The 25,771-nt window shown below is 59.9% G+C and carries 17 protein-coding genes; 9 read left to right on the forward strand and 8 right to left on the reverse strand.

Annotation, left to right across the window (positions count from 1 at the left end):
• The first annotated feature begins 164 nt into the window (after positions 1–164).
• A complete protein-coding gene (locus LOY43_RS22690; RefSeq protein ID WP_258708755.1) occupies positions 165–5,711 on the forward strand; it encodes a dermonecrotic toxin domain-containing protein in 5,547 nt (1,848 codons plus the stop codon).
• Positions 5,712–5,860: 149 nt separating this feature from the next.
• A complete protein-coding gene (gene metR, locus LOY43_RS22695) occupies positions 5,861–6,778 on the forward strand; it encodes a transcriptional regulator MetR (RefSeq protein WP_007916739.1) in 918 nt (305 codons plus the stop codon).
• A gap of 110 nt (positions 6,779–6,888) precedes the next feature.
• Here the strand turns inward: metR and LOY43_RS22700 are convergent, their stop codons facing one another.
• The 4 genes from LOY43_RS22700 to LOY43_RS22715 form a co-directional block, all read right to left on the reverse strand.
• Positions 6,889–7,386 carry a GNAT family N-acetyltransferase gene (locus LOY43_RS22700; RefSeq protein ID WP_258708756.1) on the reverse strand — a complete coding sequence of 166 codons (498 nt, stop codon included), beginning with the start codon at positions 7,384–7,386 and terminating at the stop codon, positions 6,889–6,891.
• A 2-nt stretch (positions 7,387–7,388) separates the two neighbouring features.
• On the reverse strand, positions 7,389–8,027 hold the full coding sequence (locus LOY43_RS22705) for a LysE family translocator (RefSeq protein WP_093430595.1): 639 nt from the start codon (positions 8,025–8,027) through the stop codon (positions 7,389–7,391).
• A 23-nt stretch (positions 8,028–8,050) separates the two neighbouring features.
• Positions 8,051–8,485 (reverse strand): NUDIX domain-containing protein, encoded by a 435-nt coding sequence (locus tag LOY43_RS22710; RefSeq protein ID WP_095048304.1) that lies wholly within the window; start codon positions 8,483–8,485, stop codon positions 8,051–8,053.
• A gap of 67 nt (positions 8,486–8,552) precedes the next feature.
• Positions 8,553–9,914 carry an HD domain-containing phosphohydrolase gene (locus tag LOY43_RS22715; RefSeq protein WP_258708757.1) on the reverse strand — a complete coding sequence of 454 codons (1,362 nt, stop codon included), beginning with the start codon at positions 9,912–9,914 and terminating at the stop codon, positions 8,553–8,555.
• 252 nt (positions 9,915–10,166) lie between these two features.
• Between LOY43_RS22715 and LOY43_RS22720 the strand changes: the two genes are divergently transcribed.
• The 5 genes from LOY43_RS22720 to LOY43_RS22740 are packed head-to-tail and all read left to right on the forward strand — an operon-like array spanning position 10,167 to position 18,501.
• A complete protein-coding gene (locus LOY43_RS22720; RefSeq protein ID WP_176471309.1) occupies positions 10,167–12,425 on the forward strand; it encodes an EAL domain-containing protein in 2,259 nt (752 codons plus the stop codon).
• Positions 12,422–14,296 (forward strand): bifunctional diguanylate cyclase/phosphodiesterase, encoded by a 1,875-nt coding sequence (locus tag LOY43_RS22725; protein WP_258708758.1) that lies wholly within the window; start codon positions 12,422–12,424, stop codon positions 14,294–14,296. Before LOY43_RS22720 ends, LOY43_RS22725 begins: the two co-directional genes overlap by 4 nt.
• Before the next feature lie 40 nt (positions 14,297–14,336).
• Positions 14,337–15,290, forward strand: coding sequence for a cytochrome-c peroxidase (locus tag LOY43_RS22730; RefSeq protein ID WP_258708759.1), 954 nt, complete (start codon positions 14,337–14,339; stop codon positions 15,288–15,290).
• A complete protein-coding gene (locus LOY43_RS22735; protein WP_258708760.1) occupies positions 15,287–17,101 on the forward strand; it encodes a DAHL domain-containing protein in 1,815 nt (604 codons plus the stop codon). The genes LOY43_RS22730 and LOY43_RS22735 overlap by 4 nt, the downstream gene beginning before the upstream one ends.
• Positions 17,098–18,501 carry an ATP-binding protein gene (locus LOY43_RS22740; protein ID WP_258708761.1) on the forward strand — a complete coding sequence of 468 codons (1,404 nt, stop codon included), beginning with the start codon at positions 17,098–17,100 and terminating at the stop codon, positions 18,499–18,501. Before LOY43_RS22735 ends, LOY43_RS22740 begins: the two co-directional genes overlap by 4 nt.
• 7 nt (positions 18,502–18,508) lie before the next feature.
• Here the strand turns inward: LOY43_RS22740 and LOY43_RS22745 are convergent, their stop codons facing one another.
• The gene (locus LOY43_RS22745; protein WP_095125883.1) at positions 18,509–19,834 is read right to left on the reverse strand and encodes an APC family permease; all 1,326 of its coding nucleotides are present in this window, start codon (positions 19,832–19,834) and stop codon (positions 18,509–18,511) included.
• Positions 19,835–20,121: 287 nt separating this feature from the next.
• Positions 20,122–20,943: a carbon-nitrogen hydrolase family protein gene (locus tag LOY43_RS22750; RefSeq protein WP_258708762.1), complete on the reverse strand. Its 822-nt coding sequence runs from the start codon at positions 20,941–20,943 to the stop codon at positions 20,122–20,124.
• Positions 20,944–21,068: 125 nt separating this feature from the next.
• On the opposite strand from LOY43_RS22750, the gene LOY43_RS22755 reads away from it, so the two are divergent.
• Both LOY43_RS22755 and LOY43_RS22760 read left to right on the forward strand, forming a co-directional pair.
• Positions 21,069–21,869: a LuxR C-terminal-related transcriptional regulator gene (locus LOY43_RS22755; protein WP_095125885.1), complete on the forward strand. Its 801-nt coding sequence runs from the start codon at positions 21,069–21,071 to the stop codon at positions 21,867–21,869.
• A gap of 171 nt (positions 21,870–22,040) precedes the next feature.
• Positions 22,041–23,660, forward strand: a complete 1,620-nt coding sequence (locus tag LOY43_RS22760) for an FMN-binding glutamate synthase family protein (protein WP_095048313.1) — start codon at positions 22,041–22,043, stop codon at positions 23,658–23,660.
• Here LOY43_RS22760 and LOY43_RS22765 read toward each other — a convergent pair.
• Together LOY43_RS22765 and LOY43_RS22770 are read right to left on the reverse strand one after the other, a co-directional pair.
• Entirely contained in the window at positions 23,569–25,239 is a 1,671-nt protein-coding gene (locus LOY43_RS22765; RefSeq protein ID WP_258708763.1) for a glycosyltransferase family 39 protein, read from the reverse strand. The two genes, LOY43_RS22760 and LOY43_RS22765, sit on opposite strands and share 92 nt — an antisense overlap.
• On the reverse strand, positions 25,236–25,598 hold the full coding sequence (locus LOY43_RS22770; RefSeq protein ID WP_258709945.1) for a GtrA family protein: 363 nt from the start codon (positions 25,596–25,598) through the stop codon (positions 25,236–25,238). The genes LOY43_RS22765 and LOY43_RS22770 overlap by 4 nt, the downstream gene beginning before the upstream one ends.
• Positions 25,599–25,771: the final 173 nt, after the last annotated feature.

Consider the following 25,771-nt stretch of genomic DNA (forward strand, 5'->3'; position numbering starts at 1 on the left):
CAAGCGCGCTGCCACACTTCGATGACAGTTTGATGAAGAGTGCCGAGTGGTCATGGGCGGTGGTTGCAAACAATATCTATGTACCGCCATCGCCTTGCGCGATTTCTCTTGAATGACCCGCTCAGGGACGGATTCCCCGCCCCGCCAATGCGAGTCACGCCACCATGCTCGAGCGCCTTATTCTGGATGAGCTCCCCGCACCGTCACCGTTGCCCGAGACCGTCGAACAGCTGCCGAAAACGATTGATGACAGCCTCCTGCTGCAGGCTTGCCAACGCTGGCGCGCCAGCAGCGAGGGTTTGCGCGATTTGTTTGCCGCCAGCCCGGCCCTGCGCGACAGCGTCAATGAATTGCTGCGCCAACAACTGCAACTAGACGGCGAAAAGACCGGACTGCGCTTTGCGGCCACCGCTGACCAGCCGGAGCACATCGTCAGCCTCACCGACGCCTGTGCCTTTGTCGTTCAACACCCGACACTGGAAACCGATCTGGATCAGCGTTGTGTCCTCACCGGTATCCGCGCGGGCCATCTGTTAGCCACCCTGAAGCCCCTGCAGCTCCTGGAAAAACTCAAAGCCCTCGACCCACGCAAAAGCCACGAGATTCGCTGGGCAGAATTCTGGGACGCGCGAGCGCCGCGCACACCGGTGTCGCGACGTAGCCGCGCCACGCAGCTTTACCGCGAGCATTTCGAAGCCACTGCGCACATGGCTCTCGCCCATCAGACGATTACCCCGGCACAACTCAAAACGCTGCAACTGATCATTGATTCAGGTGCTGGCGCGCTGACAATCGAGGGTCAACCTGTGCACACGGAAAAGTTGGCCCTGGTGCTGAGCAACGACAGCAAAATCAAACTCCCCGGTGCATGGGTCGTCAGCGTCGGCAATTTGGCCACGGCGGCGCCTTTGCTTTATCTGCCCGGAAACGCCATATCGATCCAGGCCTTCACCACCCGCGCAGACATGCAGACGTGGCTGACCAGCGAGGTACAGATCCCCACCGGACTGCCCAAGGAAATCCTTCGCGTTGACTACAGCGCAGCGCTTGACCCGATGGTCACTGGCGCCAGCGATCTGTTCGCCGACCGTCACCACGCGCAGCTCGACGCCTTGAGCAATACCAACAAAGGCCATCCCGGGCTCAGGGCGCATGGCGCGCGCTCACTGGTACATGTCGACCTGATTGATCATCAGCGCAGCAGTGCGATCATCGTGGCGGCGCCGCCAAAACCGCTCAACTCCGCCAGCGATGTCGAGACCGACGAAACACCGCTGTTCGGCAGCCTGTCCGCCGGGATTCCACTGGCGGTACGCCACGCGGCGCTCAAACGCCAACGCGAGGCGCTTGAGCGCTTGCAGGCCAATGACAGCGACGGCTCTCGATACCGAGAATGCCAGGACGCCCTCAAAGCGCTGGAAGCCGCCGAACAAACTGGCGCGACCGCTGCCACAACCCTGCTTTACCGCGAAACGGCCCTCGACGCGAATACCTTCAACACCGCCCTCAGTGCCCTGCGTCAGGCACACCGGGACGGCCTGTATGCCGAAGGCAGACTGCAAGCAAACCTTGGCCAACTTGACAGCGCCGAACACGATCTGCTCAAGGCCGTGCTGGACACCCCCGTCGCGGCCGAGCGTGACACGGATATCACGGCGGCCAGCCTGACCTTGTCACTGAGCGAAACCAAGGACGGGGTCACGACAACGCAAAGCGAAGTGCTCAAGGGCGCACTCGTCATCGGACGCCAGGCGGCACTCTCGGACACTTCCAGTCTGATGCTCTACTGGCCGGGCAATGGCGGTGGCCTGCAACGCTTTGCCGATCGCCGGACACTGGCGCGCGAGGTGTTCAGGATTCTCGACGACGACAACGACCTGGCCCTGCAACTGAGTCCGATCACCACCGACCCGTTGCTTTATTGCCTCAACGCGCTGGTGAGCGACTTCGAAGCGAAAGCCACACCCCTGCGCGGCAAACCCGAACAGGCTGACGCGCTGGAGGTTCTGCGCCAGGGCTGCCTGGCCAATCTTCAGGTTCCGCTGCACGCCGCCAGACACCTGGCTTTCACTCATCTGCAGGAACAGCAACGCAGCGGCACCCTCGCCGGCAACCTGCCGGGCTGGCTGGTCAAACTCAAGGAAAACGAGCGTAGCGCGCTGAAACAGAACATCGAGGCGTACGTCGCGGCGATGCGTCAAAGCCACGCCCTCATGACCCTCGCCCTGGAACCTCGTGATGACTTCACCCGCCGCCATCTGCACGCCCGATTGCGCAGGGACTTTTCCCTTGAGGGCGACTTTTCCATACAAGTCGAACTGCCCGACTCGACCAAAACCGAACAGGTCCCGGAGTCGGGGCCGGGTGGCGTCAGAAAGATCACGACCATTGTGCCCAGCAAAGCACGCAGCAAAATGTCACTGGAGGACCTGGCCCAGCTCAATATCGATAACGTGCAATCGGTGCTCAATGACTCGCTGTCACAACGCTTGATCTTCTTGCGTCTGGAAATCACCGCGACGCATAAAAAGGATCGGACGCGCCTGCTCAACGGCATCAACCTGACCTATCTGCGCAAGGTTCTGCCGGAGCTGGACCTGCCCAAAGCCTATGAGCAGAAGATCCGTGACGCCTTCCAGGGCGCCGCCAGCGAGTCAGCATTCGTCAAACAACATCGCCGGGAAAGCCTGATCGAGCCGTGGCGCCTGATGCTGAAAATACAGAGCGAAAATGCACGCCTGCAAAAACACCTCAGCGCTGATGAAGCGGCGCTGCTGAACATCGCCATCGACGCCGACACCCCACAGGCGTGGCAAGCCAGCGGCAAGCGTCTTGTGCTGTTGCCGGTGTCGCTGAAAGTCGGCGGCAAGGACACCCCCGGCGAAGGCCCGGTGACCCTGTCCGGCGTCAGCTTCATCGAAGAGCAGATCAGCGGCGTCACTCTGCTGTACCTGCCGGACAGCCACGACGGACAGTTCTTGCGCCGCTACGACACGCTCGAAGCGGCGCGCAAAGGACTGTTCACCTTGTGCGCAAGTGACAAGTGGATCGAGTACCTGGCGCACAGAACGTTGCAAGGTAACGTCAGGGCCCATGTCAACCGAATCGGTCAGGCCGTGGAAAAAAACTTCGATGCGATCATCGAAGTCGGAGTGCGCTGGCCGGCCAGTACCTCGCTGGCCGCACACCTGCTCGATGCGCACATGGGACGCTTGATCGAGGCCCATCGCGGCACGTCGCGCTCCAACGATGAACTGTTCTTCGAGCGCTACGCCCTGAAAGGCCCGCGCGCCTTCAACTACATCAAAATGGCCTTGGGCATGGTGCCCTTCATCGGCAGTGTGCTGGCCCTCTATCAGGCCTGGACCGCTGCCAATCAGGCAGCCGCCGCGTTCTTGCGTGGTGACGTGGCTGACGGTCTGGTTGAAATCGAGTCAATGCTGCTGTCGCTGATCGACGCCTTCATGGATCTGCTCCCGGGTGAAGCCGCGGCCTCGACGCCCTCCCGGACGACCCGCGCGTTGACACGGGCGCGTCAGCTGCACGCGGTGGTGCGCGATGTGGCGACACTGCAGGTCAAGTCGCAGCGCCACGCCCGACATGTGCTGGCGCGCTTCAAGGATTACGACTATGAAAAGCCGATTTCCCTGGGTGGCACAGAACCGGCCAGCCACGGCCTCTACCGCGGGATCTACCGGCTTGCCGACGGCGACTTCATCGAGCGTCAGGGCCGCGTCTACCAAGTAGAGCTGAGCCGGGATTCGCGCAGCTGGCGTCTGTCCGGCAACTCGCGAAAAACCTACAAGCAGCCGATCGCACTGGATGAAAGCGGGCAATGGGACACCTGGTTTGGCGTCTATGGCACAGCCCTTGAAGGTGGCGTGGTGGGGGGTGGCAATGTCGGCGGGCGCCTGGTCGATACACTCGACCCTTACTGGCCGTCGGTGATTCGGCAACACCTGCCGCGCTGGCTGGTAGATCGAAACTTCCGCCGCCACCATCAACTGGCCGCCACCGCAAACAATTTGGGCCGCCAATTGCAACTCAGGGGAGCGAAAAGTGACCAGGTGATCAATGCCTACGCCGAAGCCACGGAAGCGCAACGCCTGACCATGTTGCCAACGGCCGAAGCCGCATGCATTGGCGATATCCAACTGGCCAGGCAACGTTATGAGGCGTTGACCGAGTTGACTGCGTTGACCCAAGGCAGAAAACACAGGACTGTCGCCCAAATGCGAGGCAAGACCGCATGGCTGTTGACTGATCGTTACCAGCGACGCGCCTTCCACCTGTCGCATAAAATTCATGGCACAACACGAGCAATCAACCGATTGAAGCAGCTACACAATGCGCTGCCGGGTGATGCTGTGGCTGAACGTTTGAAACACATTGAAGACATACACAGGTTTCGTGTCGAGATCGTCAATCAGCTCGATCAGTTGGGCGAACTCAGGGACCAGGTCCATCACTGGTATGATCGCATGCTGGCTAAAGACCGGCCGGAAATGTCGGCGCTGGTCGATAACATTAACAGCCGTCACAGTGAACCCATCCTGCTGTACCTGAAAACCTCCCAACGCTTGGAAATCGTCAGAAAAGCCGGCAGCCCCGACGATGCCTCGTGGCGCTATTTTGTGACGATGGCAGAGCCCCTGCGCAACAGAATCGATCTGCATCTGTACCGCCAGTACGACTTGCCGAACATGCAGAACACGACCGCCCAACGTAATCGCATTCTTCAGGAAAGCATCGACGCTTGCGTCGAGTATCGGCGCGAGATGGCGGTATGGACCGCCAGCTATCCGCAATTCTTTCATCTGGGCGTAGTCGAGCCCTTGCTGGAAGGCGTTGATCGCCTGGCGGATCGAGCGCGTGCCGCTATCAACAGGCCACCCGAGCCGAGGGTCGCGGGGCAACCCCTGCAGCGCGTGTTCATCACGGATGACAACCAATTGCGCCATGGCGTGGAGCAATGGGATAACCTGACCAACGCCCGTCAATACAGAAGTACCGGGATTAGAGGCTATGAAGAAATCTGGGAACATGGCGCCGATGGCGTCGTGCGCCTGACCAACCCGCAAAACCTGGCAGTTCCCTCCCCCGCCGAGCTGAGTCTGGCCACCCTGGTAACTGAGGCACAGCAACGTCTGGAGAACGTGGCCACTTACCGCGCCACGGTGCAGAGCAACGCCAATCGCGGCATGCTGCCCGTCGACCTGCAACACATGCTTGACAGTCAGGCGAGTGAACTCACCACCCGTGCCGACGGTATCGCTGCCAAGTCGGCAGAGCAACCGATCATCCAGCAATTGCGCGATCAGGCCGCCGAGCTGATCGTCGAAGGTCGCGCCTTGCGCACCCAACGCTCGATGACCAGTCAAAAGCCCACCGACGGCATGCTTGATGACCTCATCGGACAGAACGCGGTGGAGATCCGCAAACCCCTTGCGATCCAAAAACTGGCTGATCATCAGGGGCGCCCCAACTACCTGCAGGAATATGAGGTCTGGAACCTCACACAGGAGCCCGCGCAATTACTCTGGTACGTGCATTTCCATTACCGTTCGGCGACCCGACCCTTGCGCCAATTCGAAAGAGCCCACCTGAAACTGCCGGCGCATCGCAAGCTGACTCACGCTGACGACCCGACCCTGCTTGATTCCAGAATCACTGCACAGTCCATTGTCCTGCGGCATTTCGAGGGACTCTGAGCATAAGACACTGTAGTCATATGAAGAACTGCCGAGCCGTCACTCGGCAGTTCTGCCGTAAAAGAACGCGTCGATGTCGACAGCGCTATCATCATGAGACAAACTCATCCTCTTTGCGCTTATCACAAGTTTTCCTCATGGAGCCTTCGGTGCTTGAAATCCGTCACCTGAAAACCCTGCACGCCTTGCGTGAAGCCGACAGCCTGGTCGATGCCGCCGACCGTTTGCACCTGACGCAGTCGGCGCTGTCCCACCAGTTCAAGGAGCTTGAGGAACGCCTGGGCATGGCGTTGTTCGTGCGCAAGACCAAACCGGTCCGGTTCACCAGCGCCGGTTTGCGCTTGCTGCAACTGGCTGACGCAACCCTGCCGCTGTTGCGCGCCGCCGAGCGGGATATCGGCCGTCTCGCCGGTGGTACGGCCGGGCGTTTGCACATGGCCATCGAATGCCACAGCTGCTTTCAGTGGCTGATGCCGACCATCGACCAGTTCCGCGATGCCTGGCCGGAAGTCGAACTCGATCTCGCTTCGGGTTTCGCCTTCGCACCGCTGCCGGCGCTGGCGCGTGGCGATCTGGATCTGGTGGTGACTTCCGATCCACTGGAAATCGCCGGCATCACCTATGTACCGCTGTTCACCTACGAAGCCATGCTTGCCGTGGCCAATCAGCATGCGCTGGCGAGCAAGCCGTACATCGTCCCCGAAGACTTGCTGACGGAAACGCTGATCACCTACCCGGTGGAACGCGACCGTCTCGACATCTTCACACGCTTCCTGGAACCGGCCGACATCGAGCCGGCGCAGGTGCGCACTTCGGAACTGACGGTGATGATGATGCAACTGGTCGCCAGTGGTCGTGGTGTTTGCGGCATGCCGCACTGGGCGCTGCACGAATACAGCTCGCGCGGTTACGTGAAGGGTAAACGGCTGGGGGAAAAAGGTTTGTTCGCAACGTTGTATGCGGCGATTCGCACCGACATGCTCGATGCACCGTACATGCGGGATTTTCTGCTGACGGCGAAGGACACGTCGTTCTCGACCCTGGACGGTGTCAGCGCGGTTCGCTGAGTCACTTGTGGGAGCGAGCCTGCTCGCGAAAGCGATGTATCAGACACACAAATAGTGACTGTCAGATTGCCTTCGCGAGCAGGCTCGCTCCCACAGGGATCAGCGCAATATCAGAGTTGACGCCACATGTGGATCTTGTCGAAATAATCTTCGTTCACCCGCACCGCCAGCGGTTCGAGGCCGAACTGGATAAAGCCGCAGCGCTTGTAGAGATTGAACGCGGCGTCATTGCCGGCGGTAACGGTAAGCTGGAGCAGTTTAAGTGCCGGGTGGTTTTGCGCTTCGGTAATGGCCGCCTGTACCAGTTCATGGCCCAGACCGTGCTGGCGAAAATCCGCCGAGACGTACATGCCGAACAACGTGGCCTTGTGGCGGGCCTTCTCGCGCGGTTCGAGGGCCAGGCCGACGATGCCGGCCAACGTGCCAGCTTCAAACGCGCCAAGCACCACATCGAGCTTGCTGGTCAGGCGCCCTTCCCACCAGCTCAATGGCATCACCGCGCGTTCGCGAACACTGGAAGTGAACGCCTGCGGATGGCGGTCATAGGCTTCGAGCATCAGTTCGCGGTAAGCCAGGGCATGACTGGCGTCCAGCCGTTCGATCCACATGTTCACGCCGTCCTGCGTTGCTCAAGCATCAGCCGCACAGCGAGGCCGCCGAGGACGAAGCCCATGAAATAACGCTGCAGCGCCAGCCACGTCGGGTTACGCACAAACCACGAAGCGATGCCCGCCGCGAACAGCGCGATCAGCAAATTGACGCAGAAACTGACGCTGATCTGGGTCAGGCCGAGAATGATGCTTTGGGTGAACACCGAGCCGTGTTCAGGGGAGATGAACTGCGGAAACACCGAGAGGTAGAACACGGCGATTTTCGGGTTCAGCGCACTGGTGAGAAAGCCCATGGTGATCAGCTTTCGCGACGAGTCCGGCGGCAATTGCTGCGCCTCGAACGGTGAGCGCGCACCGGGTTTCACTGCTTGCCAGGCCAGCCACAGCAGGTACAGCGCACCGGCCCACTTCAGCACTTCATAGGCCATCGGCACTGCCAGAAACACCGCAGTCAATCCCGCCGCCGCGGCGAACATATGCACAAAGAATCCACTGACCACACCGAGCAACGACGTGACCCCGGCCTTGCGTCCCTGACAGATCGAACGCGAAATCAGATAGATCATGTTCGGCCCCGGCGTCAGCACCATCAGCAATGCGGCAGCGGCGAAGATCAGCAAGTCTTGAAGCGGGATCATGGCAAAGTCCTTTGCGTGGATGATCAGGCGATTGCGTTCAGCGACTTGCGATAAAACGGCAGGATCAGGTCACGTGTCAATGGCGCCAGAACCACAGCAGGATCAGTGGCCGGATCGACCCAGATCACTTCTTCGATTTCCGCCGCCGGCGTGACGTCGGCCTCGATCGTCAGTTGAAAGATCTCGGCCTGCACGACACACCCCGGCTCGTTGGCCGCAGGCGCCGAGAACTGGCCGAGAAAAGCCGCCTGCGCCGGATCGATCTGCAAGCCCAGCTCTTCTTCCAGCTCGCGGGCCAGCGCGTGCACCGGCAACTCGTGCGCCTCGATCTTGCCGCCCGGTTGCATGAACGCCGTAGTGCCGCGCTTGCGCACCAACAGAGTCTGGCCTGCGGGATTGAGCAACAGCGCGGCGGCTATACGAATGAGGTTTGCAGAGACAACGGATGCACAAGTCATGGATCAGCCACCGGCCTGGAAAAACCGCAAGGATCCCATGCCCGGCCCAATGACGTCACCTCACCGATCATTCCCCCTGCGCCTTGAGCGTGGCTTCAACCTCCTCCGGCACCTTGACGAAAATCGTGTACTTGCCGCCCTCCATGGCTTCAAACGCAATCAGCTTTTCCACCAACAGCGCGCTGAGCACCTTGCCGGCATTGAGCAGCAGCATGCCGTTATCGGCATTGAGGTTGCGCGCCAGAATCATTCCCGCCGCCAGATCCCGAGTGGACAGCACCTTGACCGACGGATCGGCCAGCGTTACGTCGCTGAGGAACGCGGCACACACCTGAATGAAATCCTCGACCAGATCGGGATCGTACAAACGTCCGGCGTACTGGCGCAGGTACAGCAGCGCTTCATCGCTGTTCATCTGCCGCTCAAGGATCAGACCGCGCTGCAACTCGACGAAATCCACCGCCAGTTTCAGCAAGCGTGAGCCGAACGGAATGCCCTCGCCCTTGAGCCGGTCGGGAAAGCCGCTGCCGTCCCAACGCTCCTGATGATGCAGGATCAGACGCGCCGCATCCTTCATCGGGTCCAGGGTCATGAGCAACGATTCGCTCTGCTTCGGATAGCTGCGATAACGCTCGCGTTCGGTATGGCGCAGCAGATCCGAGGGCGTGGTCATCATCGCGTCGGTCCAGCTCAGTTTGCCAATGTTGTACAGCGCCGCAGCCATGGTCAGATCACGGCTGGTGGCCTCGTCCAGCCCATGCTGTTTGCAGTAGCTGCGCACCAGTTCGATGATCTGCCGGTTGGTCTGTTTGGCAGGTGGCAAGCGCAAATTGGCCAGCAGCGAGAACACTTCGGTGCCGGTAACGTAGCTGTGCTTGAGCTCTTCGTACGCCAGATCAAGCATGTCGGCGGTCTGCTGCAGTTCGGCGGTGCGCGCTGCGACATGCTTTTCCAAAGTGCTGTTAAGCAGTTTGAGCTGATCGTTCTGCACTCGGGTCAAGCGCTCCAGCCGTTGGCGCTCCTGCTCGGAATGCTGGTGTTCGAGGGACTGGCGCAGAATCAGCAACAGCTCTTCGTCATTCCACGGCTTGCTGATGTACCGGTGAATCTGCCCGTCATTGATGGCTTTGATGATCGCCGCCGGGTCGGCATAGCCGGTGAGCATGATCCGCGCCGTCGCCGGAAAACGTTCACGGACATGCGCCAGCAACGAAGCACCGTCCATGCCCGGCATCCGCGCATCGCTCATCACCAGGTTCACCGTCTGCTGCGCGAGGATCTCCAGCGCCTGAGCGCCGCTGGTGGCCAACAGAAGATCGTAGGGTTGGCCGCGTAACAGGCGGCGCAGGCTGTTGAGGATCGACTCCTCGTCATCGACCAGCAGCACTGTGGGTCGATGCGCCGGCAGCGGCGCGGATGGCTCTTCCATGGCATGGCCTCAAGCAAACAGGGAAATTACGACGCACCGAGCCAACACTGCGCCGGTCCGCGCCTGAGTCCAAGGCTAGATGATTTTGGCCGGCATTCACGCCGATCTTTGTCCGGGGCCGAAAGCGCAGTGCCGGGGAGCCGACTATGCTGAAGACAGCGCAAGACTCCATCGGCTGATACAAACAGGCAAATGGCGAGGGAAAAGGATGCCCCGGATCACCACAGCATGCCTCCCCACGGGTGGCGCGGCATGACAGCGCCAACCGTGCACATCAATCGCCGCGTGCTGATCGTTGACGACAGCCCAGCGATCCATGGCGATTTCGCCAAGATTCTCAGCCCGGTCATCCCCGGTGTCGATGGTTTGGGCGAAACCGAGAGCCTGCTGTTCGGCACGCCGTCCGCACCGCAAACCCAACATTTCGAACTGGATTCGGCGTTTCAGGGCCGCGAAGCCCTGGAAAAACTTGAGGCCGCGCTGGCAGAAAACCGCCCCTACGCCATGGCCTTCATCGACATGCGCATGCCACCGGGCTGGGATGGCCTGGAGACCATTGAACGGCTGTGGCAAGTCGACCCCAAGCTGCAAGTTGCGCTGTGCACGGCCTATTCCGATTATTCCTGGGAAGACATCGACCGGCGTCTGGCACTGAACGACCGCTTGCTGATTTTGAAAAAGCCCTTCGACGCCATCGAGATCCGCCAGATGGCCAGCGCCCTCACAGTCAAATGGCAGATGACCGAAGACGCCGAACTGAAGATGAGCCTGCTAGAAGCTGCGGTGCAGGAACGCACCCGGGAGCTGTCCGACGCCAATGTGATCGTGCAGAACAGCCCGACGATTCTTTACCGTCTGCGCGGCGAACCCTCGTTTGCGCTGATGTACATCTCCCACAACATCACCCGTTACGGCCATGTCGCCGCCGACCTGGTGGGTTCGCCCGACTGGGCGCAGGCACTGATTCATCCGGACGATCAGGCGAACGTCGATGCGGCCATGGCCCGGGTGCTGGATCGGCATGCGTCGGGCGCGTCCATCGAGTTCCGCATGCGCACCGGCCAGGGCACCTGGCGCTGGGTGGAGAACCGCTACATTCCGGTGCGCGATGATGACGGCCGTCTGCTGGAAGTCGAAGGCATCATCCTCGACATCACCGAGCGCCGCCTGGCCGAGGACAAACTGGCCTTGCTCGCCCGCTCCGATGGCCTCACGGGGCTGGCCAATCGCGCCACGCTGATCGAGCGCCTGCATCAAGCGTTCGCCGCCGCACGACGAGGCGCCATGCCGTTCGCGGTGTTCTACCTGGACCTCGACCATTTCAAGCGGATCAATGACACCTTCGGCCACCCGGTGGGCGATCTGCTGTTGCAGGAAGTCGCCCGGCGCATCAAGTCCGGTGTCCGCGAAAGTGACGTAGTGGCGCGCCTGGGCGGCGACGAATTCGCGATCCTGCAACTGGACGTCAGCGACCCGACCCAATCGGCCGCGATGGCCGCCAAGATTCGCGACACGCTGCTGGCGCCCTACCACCTGGCCGGTAATGCGCTGCATATTTCGGTGAGCATCGGCATCAGCAGTTACAGCGACCTCAGCCTCGATGCCGACGCGCTGCTCGGGCAAGCCGACATGGCGCTGTACCGCGCCAAGGAAATGGGCCGCAACCAGTACCACTTCCACTCCGAGGAAATCTCTCGGGAAGTGGCCGAACGCATGACTCTGGTCAGCGAATTGATGACCGCCCTCGAGGGCAATGAGCTGATGCTGCGCTATGCGCCGGAGGTCGATCTGCACAGCGGCAGGATTCTCGGCATGGAGGTACAAGTCCTCTGGCAGCATCCTCGTCGCGGCCTGCTGCAGGCCTGCGACTTCGTGCCGATTGCAGAGAAAACCGGCGCAATCATTCCGCTCGGGCGTTGGGTGCTGGATCACGCCTGCCACCAGATGCATCTGTGGCGTAACGAAGGCGTCGCGCCGCCCGTAATGGCGATCAAACTTTCGCTGGCCCAACTCAAGAGCGGCCCCGAGCTGATCTACAACGTGCTGCGCACCACCGCCCGTTGGGAACTCGCCCCTTGGGACCTGCGTTTCGATGTCACCGAGGCCACACTGGCCCAGACCAAGTGGACGCACAACGACGCGTTGCCGCGCCTGCGTGAACTGGGCGTGAGCATCGCCATCGATGATTTCGGCACCGAATACTCCTCGTTCGACTACCTGAAAACCTACCGGGTCAATCACCTCAAACTGGCGCAGAGTTTCGTCGACAGTGCCGCCCACGATGTCGCCAGTGCCAACGCCCTGCGCGCGATCGTCAACTTCGCCCGCGATCTGGACATCGACATCATTGCCGAAGGCCAGCCATCGTCGGATCAACCGTGCACGCCCCCCACCGCGCCCCCGCTGCCCAGCGCCCGGGGCATGTATTTCAGCGCAGCGGTCAGCGCCGAACAAGCCGGGCATTTGCTCAAGGACAGTTGCCGTCTGGCGCCAAAGGAGGACGAGGCATGAAAACGCCTTTTCCGCAGACCAACCGGCGCATCCTGATCATCGATGACACGCCGGCGATCCACGATGACTTTCGCAAGATCCTCGCCCCGCAGGTGGCGGACGCCGTCGATTTGCAGCAACTGGAGCAGACGCTGTTCGGCAGCCAGCAGACGCCGCACCTGAGCTTCCAGCTCGACTCCGCCTATCAAGGCCAGGAAGCGCTGGCACTGGTCAATCGCGCACTGGCCAGTGGCAATCCCTACGCCCTCGCCTTTATCGACATGCGCATGCCGCCCGGCTGGGATGGCCTGGAAACCATCGAGCAACTGTGGCGTGTCGACCCGAACCTGCAAATCGCCTTGTGCACGGCGTACAGCGACTACAGCTGGGAAGCGATGGCCGAACGGCTGGAGTTCGGCGATCAGTTGCTGATCTTGAAAAAGCCGTTCGACAGTCTGGAAATCCGTCAGATGGCCAATGCCCTGACCTGGAAATGGCAACTGGCGCAGGACGCGGCGCTGAAGATGCTCAGCCTTGAGCGGACCATCGAGGCGCGGGTGCACGAACTGCTCAAGGTCTCGCACCTGCTGCAATACGACAGCCTCACGGAGCTGCCCAACAGCACCTTGCTCGGTGATCGCCTGAGTCAGGCCATGGCCGTGTGCCGACGGCATGACAAACAATTGGTGGTGATGTTTCTCGGTCTGGATCGCTTCAAGCGCATCAACAATGCGCTGGGCCATCCGGCGGGTGACGAGATGCTCAAACGGGTCGCCCGACAACTGTTGTCCTGCGTGCGCGATTCGGACTCGGTGTTTCGCTACGGTTCCGATGAGTTCGTGGTGATCCTCGGCGACATCAACCACCCTCAGCAAACCCACGGCATCGCGGAAAAACTCCTCGCCGCCATTCGCCTGCCGCAGACGATTGCCGGCCACGACGTCAGCGTCACCGCCAGCGTCGGCATCAGCGTCTACCCCGAAGACGGCCTCGAAGCCACCGAGCTGATCAAGAAAGCCGAGACCGCGATGCGCAACGTCAAGGAGCAGGGGCCTGACAACATCGGCTTTTTCATCGAAGCCATGAACCAGCACGCCCGGGAGCAGCACAGCATCGAGTCGGGCATTCGCCGCGCCCTGCAGGCGCATGAATTCGTCCTGCACTATCAGCCGAAAGTCGACCTGCGCAGTGCCAAAGTGGTGGGTGCCGAAGCACTGCTGCGCTGGCAGAAACCCGGGCATGGCTGGGTCTATCCGTCGGACTTCATACCGGTGGCCGAGGACAGCGGCCTCATCGTGCCGTTGAGCAAATGGGTGCTGGCTGAAGCTTGTCGTCAGACCCGTGCCTGGCAACTGGCCGGACTGCCGCCGATCCGCATGTCGGTCAACACTTCACCCATCGATTTTCGCCAGCGTGACTTCGTCGCTGGTATCGAGCGCGTCCTGGAACAGACAGGTCTGGCCCCCGAATGGCTGGAGCTGGAAATCACCGAAGGCGTGCTGATGCAAAACGTCGAGGCGACGATGACGGCGCTCAATCGCCTGAAAACGCTGGGCACGCGTCTGGCCATTGATGACTTCGGCACCGGCTATTCCAGCCTGAGCTACTTGAGGCGATTTCCCATCGATGTGCTGAAGATCGACCAATCGTTCATTCGCAACCTGTGCAACGACCGCAACGATGCCGCGCTGGTGAGCGCCATCATCAACCTGGGCAAGAGTCTGGAACTGGACGTCATCGCCGAAGGCATCGAAACCGCTGAGCAACTGGCCTTTCTCAAGGCCCATCACTGCGAAGAAGGCCAGGGCTACTTTTTCAGCGAAGCCCTACCCGCAGACGCATTTGCGCGGTTGCTGGCCGGTACGCAACCCGCGCCCTGGACGATTGAATGATCACTGTGAAACCGGCCTTGAGTCAGGGAGACAAATGCCGATGAGCCTTTTCCATCACGCCGTCGCGTTGCTGCTGTACGGAGTCTGTATCGGCGCCAGTGCCGAGCCGCTGGACGAGCCGCTCAAACCGTTGCCCGCGGTGCCGCAGCAGGATCCCCGGCGCGTGGAACTCGGTCGACGGCTATTCCACGAGCCACGTTTGTCGATCAACAACACGCTGTCCTGCGCCAGCTGCCATCAACTCGACAAGAACGGTGCCGACAGCCGCGCCTTGTCACTGGGCTTCGACGGTAAACCGGTGGCCGTCAACACACCGACCGTGTTCAACGCAGCCCTCAACTTCCGCCAGTTCTGGGATGGCCGCGTTAAAACGCTGGAGGAACAAAGCAACGTCGTCATCACCAGCCCCCATGAAATGGGCAGCGACTGGCGCACCGTAATCGAACGCATCGGCAACGACCCCGATTACCGTCGCGATTTCGCCGCCACCTACCCGGACGGCGTAACCCAGGCCAACGTCCAGCAAGCGCTGGCCAGTTTCGAACGCACCTTGCTGACGCCCAATTCACGCTTCGATCAATACCTGCAGGGCAATACCGACATCCTCACCCTGGAGGAAAAGTACGGTTACCAGCGCTTCAAGGAGTACGGCTGCATTGCCTGCCATCAGGGGGTCAACATCGGTGGCAACATGTTCCAGAAATTCGGCGTGTTCGGCGATTACATTGCCGATCGTGGCAACCCGACCGTGGCCGACCAAGGCCGCTTCAACGTCACCGCCGACGAAGCAGACCGGGCGGTGTTCAAGGTGCCGAGCCTGCGCAATGTCGCGATCACCGCGCCATACTTTCACGACGGCTCGGCGCCCACCCTCGAACGCGCTGTGGATGTGATGTTCCAGTATCAGTTGGGGCGCATGCCAAGCGCTGAGGATAAACGGCTGATCATGCTGTTTCTCACAACCCTGACCGGCCAACGGGAAGTCCAGCCATGATCAACATTTCGCGGCGACGCAGCCTGTTGTTGCTGACCCTGGTGGCCCTGGCGCTGGCCTCGATCCTGCTGTTCCTGTACTTCAAGTCGAGCTCTGACCAGAGCATGACGTACACCGAATCGCGGGATCTGATCCGGCAGATCAAACAGCAGAATTCGCAGTGGGAGAACGAGATCCTCAAGGCCAGGGTGGCGCTGACCCACAACTACGATCCGCTGGTGTCACCGATGAATGAGATGAACCGGCTCTGGGCGCGCTTCGACGAGATCGAGTCCGGGCATGGGCGCAACGACTCGACGCAATGGAACGATGCTCACGAAAGCTTCCTGCAGGCGATGCAGGAAAAGACCCGTCTGGTCGAACAGTTCAAATCGCACAACGCGCTGTTACGCAACTCCCTGGCTTTTTTGCCCACCGCTGAAGACGACATCCAACAGCAACTGGCCAGCCTGTCGGACTTCGATAAATTGCAGCTGCAAAACATCACCACCGACACCTACGACCTGCTGCTCAGCGCCCTCGAATTCGCCCAGGTCACCTCCGACGACCGGGCCGCCGACATCGAGGTCGGCCTGAACAAACTGAAGGTCAATGCACAACGCCTGCCGCTCGAGTTTCAGGCCCCGATCAGAATCATGAGCAGCCATATTTCGCTGATTGCGCGCGAGCAGCCTGTGGTCAATCAGTTGCTCGAAAGCATCGAAAACATCCCCGTGGCCGACAGCCTCGACAACATCACCACCATGCTCGATCGCGATCAGCAGCGCGCCGATCAGGTCGACCGGCAGTACCACTTCTACCTGCTGTTGTTTTCGGTCTTGCTGGTGTTGTCGCTGGTGTGGCTGGCCATCCGTTTGATCGGTAGTTTCGCCGAGATCAACCGGGTCAATAACGCCCTGCAAACCGCCAACGATGCACTGGAACAAAGAGTCGAAGAACGCACCCGGGAACTGCGGGACGCCCAGAGCGAACTGCTCGATGCGGCACGTCAGGCCGGCATGGCGGAAATCGCCACCAATGTGCTGCACAACGTCGGCAACGTGCTCAATAGCGTGAACATTTCCAGCGACCTGATCACGCGCAAGCTGCGCAACAGCAAGGCCCAAGGCCTGGGCAAGGCCATGCAACTGATCAACGAACACCCGGATGACCTCGGCGTGTTCCTCAGCGAAGACGCCAAGGGCAAATTGCTCCCCGGCTACCTCAACCAGTTGGTGGTCGCCATTACCCAGGAACAGCAGGAAATGCTCGACGAGTTGAACCAGATGAACAAAAGCGTCGACCACATCAAAGACATCGTCGCCACCCAGCAATCCTATGCCGGCGCCAACAGCATGACCGAACCGCTGTTCATCAACGAATTGCTCGAAGACGCGTTGCGCATGAACGCCGGGGCACTCACCCGGCACCACGTCACGGTGGTCCGGGAGTACGCTGACGTGCCGCAGGTGATGGGCGACAAACACCGTTTGCTGCTGATCCTGATCAACCTCATCAGCAACGCTAAATACGCCATGTCCGACCTCAGCAACCGCCCACGCACCATGACCCTGGCGGTCAAAATTGTCGATGACAACTTCCTTGAAATCAGCGTCAAGGACGACGGCGAAGGCATCGCCGCGGAAAACATGACGCGGATCTTTGCCCACGGTTTTACCACCCGCAAGGAAGGCCACGGTTTCGGTCTGCACAGCTGCGCCCTGGCCGCCATCGAGATGAACGGCCACCTCACCGCGCACAGCGACGGCCCGGGCCAGGGTGCATTGTTCACCTTGCAGATCCCCCTGATCAGCGTCACGGAGAGCGCATGAGCGAGCTGTCGAACCGCCGCATTCTGCTGATCGACGACATGCCGTCGATCCATGAAGACTTTCGCAAGATTCTCGCGCCGCCGGCGGCGCAGTCGGTGGAACTGGACGAGATGGAAGCAGCACTGTTCGGCGCTCAGGTGCGCGCCGAACGTCCGCCGTTCGAGCTGGACTCGGCCTATGGCGGCGAGGAAGGTCTGGGCAAGCTGAATCAGGCCTTGGCGGAACAACGCCCCTATGCGCTGGCCTTTGTCGACATGCGCATGCCCGACGGCTGGGACGGCGCGAAAACCATCGAGCATCTGTGGCAGCAGGATCCACAGTTGCAAGTGGTGGTCTGCACCGCCTACTCGGATTATTCCTGGGATGAACTGCTGGAGCGTCTGCAGGCGCATGACCGCTTGCTGATTCTGAAGAAGCCGTTCGACAACATCGAAGTGCAGCAGATGGCCAACACCCTGCTGACCAAGTGGCAGATGACCGAACGCGCGTCATTGCAAATGCATCACCTGGAACATCTGGTCGATCAGCGCACCGCCCAGTTCAAGCAGGCCAGCGAAGACCTGCAACGGGAAATCGATGAGCGCAAGCAACTGGAAAGTCAGCTGGTACAGTCGGAAAAACTCGCCTCACTCGGGCAAATGGCGGCGGGCGTGGCCCATGAAATCAACAACCCGATCGGCTTCATCTCCTCCAACCTCGGCACCCTCGACGGCTACTTCAAACAATTGCTCAGCGTACTCGATGCCTGGCAGACGCTTGGGCCAATACCAGACAGCGAATCGGTGGCGCGGCTTGAGCAATTGCGCAAAGACGCCGATCTGGATTTTCTCCTCGAAGACATTCCGGTGCTGATCCGCGAATCCAAGGAAGGCATTGGCCGGGTCGGGCAGATCGTCAAGGACCTGAAGGATTTCTCCCGGGTCGATAGCCAGCAGCAATGGCAGTGGGCCAATCTGCAACAAGGCATCGAGTCGACCCTGAACATTGTCGCCAGTGAACTCAAGTACAAGGCCGACCTGATCAAGGAGTACCAGCCCCTGCCGGACATCGAATGCCTGCCGTCGCAAATCAATCAGGTGATCATGAATCTGGTGGTCAATGCGGCGCAGGCCATGGGCTCCGAACGCGGCACCATCACCTTGCGCACCGGGCAACAACAAGACACGGCGTGGGTGGAAGTCGCGGATACCGGCGCGGGGATTGCGCCGGAGATCCTGCAGAAAATCTTCGATCCGTTCTTCACCACCAAACCCGTCGGCCAGGGCACCGGGCTTGGCCTGTCCCTGTCCTACGGCATTGTGAAAAAGCACGGTGGCGACATTTCGGTACGCAGCGAACCGGGGGTGGGCACGACCTTTCGCATCGAGTTGCCGATGCGCCAGAACCGGCCCGCTGCCTGAAGACGCCTCAGGTCGCTTCCTGAAAGTCCATTTCCGGTGGCTGGCGACGGAAACCACCGGTAAGTACTGCCAGGTAAACCACGCCGATCGCCAGCCAGCTCAAGCCCAGGTACACCGCCAGGTGATCGAGGCTGACCATCAGCCACAAGTCCGCCACCAGCCCGATCAACGGGAAGAGCAGAAACAGCAGCAGCTCGCGCGGACCTTTTTTCTCACCGCCGATCCAGTAATGAAAGATCACCGAGAGATTGACCAGACTGAACGCCAGAAACGCGCCGAAGTTAATGAACGAGGTCGAGGTGGTCACGTCGAGTTTAAGTGCCAGTAACGCCACCACGGCGCAGAGCAGGATGCTGTTGACCGGTGTGCCGAAGCGCGCGTGCAAGGTACCGAAGAACGACTTGGGCAACACGCCGTCGCGGCCCATGGCGAACAGCAGGCGCGAGCCACTGGCTTGCGCAGACAGCCCCGAGGCGAACTGACCGACAATCAGGCCGATGAGGAAGATCGAGACGAACAGATCGCCGCCGATATTGCGCGCGATTTCATAGGCGGCGGAGTCGACGCTGTCGAACTGGAACGATGGATGGGCGATCTGCACAAAGTATGAAACGCCAACGAAGATCAGCCCGCCGATCAGTGTGATCAACATGATCGCGCGCGGGATGGTGCGGCGTGGATCGCGGGTTTCTTCGGTCAGCGTGCTGACCGCATCGAAGCCGAGGAACGAGTAGCAGGCGATGGCCGCACCGCTCATGATCAGCGGCATCTGCATGTCGCCGTTGAAGAACGGCTTGATCGACCACAACGGCGTGCTCGCATCGCCACCGATGTAGTGCACGCACAGCGCGACGAAAGCGATCAGCACGAGGAACTGCACCAGCATCAACAAGGCGTTGATGCCGTTGGCCAGTTTCAGGCCGATGATGTTGATCGCGCTGGTGATGCCGATAAAGGCCAGCACCCAGATCCATTGCGGGATCGACGGGAATGCCGAGGCCAGATAAGCCGCGCCGATCAGCCAGATCGCCATCGGCAGAAACAGGTAATCGAGCAACACCGCCCAACCGGCGATGAAGCCGAGTTTCGGGCTGATTGCCTTGCGCACGTAGCTATAGGCGGAACCGGCGACGGGGAATGCAGCGGCCATGCGTCCGTAACTCATAGCGGTGAAGAACATCGCCACCAGCGCCGCCAGATACGCGGCAGGCACCATGCCGGCGGTAGACTGGGCGAGGATGCCGAAGGTGCCGAGGACAATGATCGGCGTCATGTAGGCGATGCCGAACAGCACCACCGACCCTAATGAAAGGGTGCGTTGCAAACGAGCCATGGGCGACTTACTCCGAATGTTATTGGATTTATGGCAGAGCCGGGTTCGGCGAATGTTTTCGGGTGTGGCTGATCGTTCCCACGCTCTGCGTGGGAATGCCTCAATGGACGCTCTGCGTCCGCTCTTGGGACGCGGAGCGTCCCGGGCTGCATTCCCACGCAGAGCGTGGGAACGATCGGGTAAAACCTGAGTTCGACCCGTTGCTTCTGGTCGGCGTACCTCGAACAATCAACTCGGTCAGTCCCCTCTGGTCCGACGTTTCGGGAGGGCTAGGGTGAGGGCAGCGGTCAACGGCGTGGAATCAACAACTCACGAACACCATCGCCGCGCTCCACCACCTCCCCCGGCAACTTCAAACGCTGATCATCCAGATAGCGGTAATCCTTGCGCGCAATCTCTAACCGGTCGAAATCCAGCTCGACGCTGAACGTCCCTTCTTCCCGCCCGGCCTCGAACAACAGCGAGCCCAGCGGATCGACCAGCGCACTGCCACCGGCAAACATCAAGCCGTCGTCCCCCGCCTCCACGCGATTGACCATCAACGCAAAGGCCTGATTCTCCTGGGCACGGGCCATGATCGCGGTGCGGTGAGTCGGCGCGTACGGGTCCATGTTGCCGTTAGTCACGATCAGCAACTCGGCACCCAGTTGCGCCAAGGCACGGGCTGACTCCGGAAACTCGATGTCGTAGCAAATCAACAGGCCAATACGCACGCCGTTCCATTCGCAGGTGGTGTAACGGTCGCCGGCCTCGAACACGCCACGATCCGACGCCCACAGATGGGTCTTGCGGTATTTCAGGGCAATGCCTTCAGGGGTGATCAGCAACGTGGTGTTGTAGAAGCGACCGTTGTCGTTCTCGGCCATACCGATCACCACGGCGATGTTGTGTTCACGCGCGGCGGCCAGCACGGTGCTGACGGTCGGGCCGTCGAGCGGTTCGGCGGTTTGCGCCACGGTTTCGGCCGTCGGGAAGCCCATCAGGTGGGTTTCCGGGAACACGATCAATTGCGTGTCGGCCGCACACGCGGCAATCGCTGCCAGTGCGCGTTCGAGGTTGTAGGCCGTGGCATTGTCACGGCCTGCCAATTGCGCGAGTTCGACTTTCATGGGAATTCCTTGTGATAAGCGGCGGGCGCTGAAAGATTGCCCGGTGGCTGTCTGTGGGCCAGTATGCGCAGCAAGCAGCCGGCCAGGGAATTACGCGGCCGGGGTAACCCGATAGGGGTAGATCGATGACACTTTCGTTTGACGACATCACCTGGCACCGCGCCGTCGGGCAACTGATCGATGCGCTGGACAAGCCGAATTTCTGGGCGCAACTGGTGCGTCTGCTCGACCAGTACGTGCCGTTCGATAGCTGGGTGGCGCTGCTGTTCAGCGCCGATCAACACCCGCAAGTCTTCGCCGAATGCCCGGGCGCAGACGGCAACCCTGACCCGTTGTTTCAGGATTATCTGCGCGGTCTGTACTTGCTGGACCCGTTCTACATCGCCTGTCGCGAGCAAACCCGCACCGGTCTGTATCGCCTCTCGGAAGTGGCGCCGGAGCATTTCGAACTGACCGAGTATTACCAGCGATACTTTCGTCTGAATGTCGTGGCCGACGAAATCCAGTTCAATTGTCAGCTCGAAGGCGATCGCACCTTGTGTCTGTCGCTGGGCAGTGAAAAACGTTTCACTGGCGAACATATCGCCTTGCTGTCATTGATCCAGCCTTGGGTGCTGGGCCTGCTGCGCCAGCGCCTGCCGTACGAGATCAACGAAACCGTGGCCCTCGCCGCCGCCCCTGTCCGGGCAGACTGGCGGGTGCAACTGGAGGCGTCGGTGCAGCAACTCAAGGGCGCGCAATTGACCGCCCGTGAACTGGATGTCGGGCGTTTGATGCTCAGCGGTTGCTCCAGTAAAGAAATCGCCCGTAAGCTGGAAATCTCCGTAGAAACCGTGAAAGTCCATAAGAAACACATGTACAGCAAGCTGGGGATCAAATCCCAGTCCGAGCTGTTTTCGATTTTTCTTCAGGCACAAAACGCCTGATCGTTTGGTGAAGTTGCTTTTTGTGGGAGCGAGCCTGCTCGCGAATGCGTCGGATCAGACAATAATTTTTCTACTGACAGGTCGCTTTCGCGAGCAGGCTCGCTCCCACAGGGATTTTGTACATCCCTGAGCCTTTCGCCGAAATCTCTGAGTCCGAACCAAGGAAACCGTATGAGCCTGTCACTCCTGAGCCGCTACGCCTTCTTTGCCGTCTGCGTGATGTTCACCCTCGCCAGCCTGCCTTTCCTCGAACATGACTGGCTATGGCCAATCACCGCCGTCACCGGTGTACTGAGCCTGATCGGTCTGTTCGACCTGCTACAAAGCCCGCACGCGGTGCGCCGCAACTACCCGATCCTCGGCAATATCCGCTATCTGGTTGAAGGCATCCGCCCGGAGATCCGCCAGTACCTGCTGGAGTCCGACAGCGATGCCCTGCCCTTCTCCCGCGCCCAGCGTTCGCTGGTTTATTCGCGAGCGAAAAACGAAACCGCCGACAAACCGTTCGGCACGCTGATTGATGTCTATCAATCCGGATTCGAATTCATCGGCCACTCGATGCGTCCGGCGCCGCTGAGCGACCCGAGCAGTTTCCGCGTCACCGTCGGTGGCCCGCAGTGCAGTCAGCCGTACTCGGCCTCGGTATTCAACATCTCGGCGATGAGCTTCGGTTCGCTCAGCGCCAATGCCATTCGCGCGTTGAACCAAGGCGCGAAACTCGGCAACTTCGCCCACGACACCGGTGAAGGCAGCATCAGCCCGTATCACCGCGAACACGGCGGCGACCTGACCTGGGAGCTGGGCAGCGGCTACTTCGGCTGCCGCACCAGCGACGGCCGTTTCGACCCGGAACGCTTCGCCACCCAGGCACAGAACCCGCAAGTGCGGATGATCGAAATCAAGATGAGCCAAGGCGCGAAACCCGGCCACGGCGGTATCCTGCCCAAACACAAAGTCACCAAGGAAATCGCCGAAACACGCGGCATCCTGATGGGCGAAGATTGCGTCTCGCCGTCACGTCACAGTGCGTTTTCCACGCCGATCGAAATGATGCAGTTCATCCAGCAACTGCGTGAACTGTCCGGCGGTAAACCGGTGGGCTTCAAGTTCTGCCTCGGCCATCCGTGGGAGTTCATGGGCATCGCCAAAGCCATGCTGGAAACCGGCATCCTCCCGGACTTTATCGTCGTCGACGGCAAGGAAGGTGGCACCGGCGCCGCACCGGTCGAGTTCACCGACCACATCGGCGTACCGATGCGCGAGGGCCTGCTGTTTGTCCACAACACCCTGGTCGGCCTGAACCTGCGCGACAAGATCAAACTCGGCGCCAGCGGCAAGATCGTCAGCGCCTTCGACATCGCCAGCGTACTGGCCATCGGTGCAGACTGGGCCAACTCCGCACGCGGCTTCATGTTCGCCATCGGCTGCATCCAGTCGCAAAGCTGCCACACCAACAAATGCCCGACCGGCGTGGCCACTCAGGATGCCTTGCGCCAACGCGCGCTGGTAGTGCCGGACAAGGCACAGCGCGTGTTCAACTTCCACCGCAATACCCTCAAGGCGCTGGCAGAAATGCTTGCCGCCGCCGGTCTTGAGCATCCGTCGCAACTGTCGGCCAAGCACTTGGTGCGGCGCATGTCGGCGACCGAGATCAAACTGTTCTCGCAGTTGCATGTGTTCCTGAAACCGGGGGAATTGCTCACCGGGGAAGTGAATGGCGAGTTCTATTCGCGGATGTGGCAGATGGCGCGGGCGGACAGTTTTGAGCCGCAGGAAGTGGCCGTGGCTTAAGTGTGCAATAGGTGCTGGCCTGCGCTGAAGCCGGCACCGAATCGGCAGTAAACAGATACGCAGAAATGTTTCCCCCGTGAATCGTCAACACGGGAGTCCGATCCTTTGCGAACTGTGGCCTGTCAGCATGCAAATCAGCATCTGTGATCCACCAGACTCTTTGGCTGCGGCAATCCAAAACCGTTATCCCATCAATATAAATACTCGCTACGGGATCTTTGATCAGGCTCAAAAGACCACGACTGGTCAGCTTCAGGTAATCATCAATCGATGAGCGCACCTCAAACCGGGGATCAATACCAGTGGTGTCGTAATAAGTGAATGTCGGGTACCAGAACGGGTTAGCAATGATCACCTCATCACCTGGAAGGGCATTCTGATTGAGCCGCTTCACCAACTGACCAAACTCGGTATCTCTGCGGTAATTCGTTCCATTCAAGCCATCTGTCTGCCGGTAAACCGCAGTCAGACCATTTAATTGCACAACAACAAAAAGCAATAAACCAACAGTCGCCAACAACGCTCGACGTCTCCAGATGCCGTCAAGTGCCAACGCTGCAATCATCGCAATGGCGGGCGCCGAAAAAACCAGATATCTAGGAACGAATAGCGGAAGGAATAAGGCAAACACATAGAGCGTTGTCAGCGGAACAAAAAAATAACCAATCGGCAAAAAACGAAAAGGTTGCTTTAGGGAGTAGTCCGCGATGACTGTTGTGGCGCAGAACAGTAAAAGCGCCAGAGGCAGGAGATGCCACGCCGATGCTTGAAAAGCCCCATTTCCCATCAGCGTGAACTGCCAGACTAGCGACAACGCCTCCTGCAGCGTCACCGGTTTGATCCAACCCAAGCCCGTCGTATTCGCAAGTTGAGCAATCAGATGAGGTACCCAAGGCAAATACAGGACCACGATAGTCAGGTTAGCAAGTAGCCATTGCCCTAGGGTAATCGCCATCCCGGGACGGTTATTCCGGCTCAGCCACCAAAACAACCAATGCACCAGTACACACAAACCTGCGAAGTAGTGAGTGTAAAAAGCAGCGCTCATCAGGAGCACGTAGATCACCGCAAAACGGCCTTGCTCCGCAACCCTCGCCCAACAAACCAACGCAACAGTTGCAGCCATCAACCAGCACCCGAGCAGGCTGTACATCCTTACTTCCTGGCTATAGCGCACCGAAATCGGGAGTAACGCCAATAGCAGCGCGGCAATCCATGTCGCCCTGCGCGTTGAAATCAGGCTCATCAACTTGATACACAGTAAAAGAGTGCCGAGATCCGCGAGTGCACTCAAGGCCCGGGCAGACAACGCCGAGTCTCCCCACACCGACACCCAGTAGTGCAACAGCATGTAGTAAAGCGGTGGGTGCACATCCCGTGCCGTCAGCGCCCAGATGCGCTCCGGTGTTTCGCGTGCAAGCAGCAGACTATAGGCTTCATCGTTCCAGATGGCGGGTACTGAAATAGCGTAAAACCGTACGAGTAGTGCGAGGATCAAAACGATAGCGAGCGCGAATCGATCAACGAGCACTGGCGTAAAGGCTCGTCTGACAAATGCAACGGCCGCAAAAGTCTTCATAGCCGTTGTCTGCGAAACAATACAAACCTGAAAAAGCTGTACCCCAGCAACAGATTCAGCAGTGTAAACACCGCCACCGTCAGCAATCCCGGCAGATCATGCGTATCGGCGATCGCACCGATGGCAAAACTGAGCGCGCCCATCACCACGATAAACAGCAGATAACCAAGCACCGACGTTCGGCTGTCAAAGGTGTACAGCATGTTCACGTAAAACGAGAACATGGCCGCTACGCAGAAAGCCGCGAAATTGCTGGCGGCTTGGGTCAGTTCGGCAGCCGTGCACAGGACGAAAAAGATCTGCCAATGGATCAATCCATCGGCGATTCCGATAACCGTCAATGCCGAGAATCCCTTCATGCCGGTGCCCCGCTCTTGCCACGTTTGGCGAAACTTCAACCTAGGCCAAGGCAGGTGCCAGGTCTACTGTCAGAAATTACAGGTGCCCGGCTACTTCCGACGAGTGGACATCACACTGCCGCTGCAGCAAGCGCAGGTGGCTCAGCCTTGGAGACGATCCGCGGCACGGGCAA

It is taken from the genome of Pseudomonas sp. B21-041 (assembly GCF_024748675.1).
GTDB classification, from domain to species: Bacteria; Pseudomonadota; Gammaproteobacteria; order Pseudomonadales; family Pseudomonadaceae; genus Aquipseudomonas; species Aquipseudomonas neuropathica.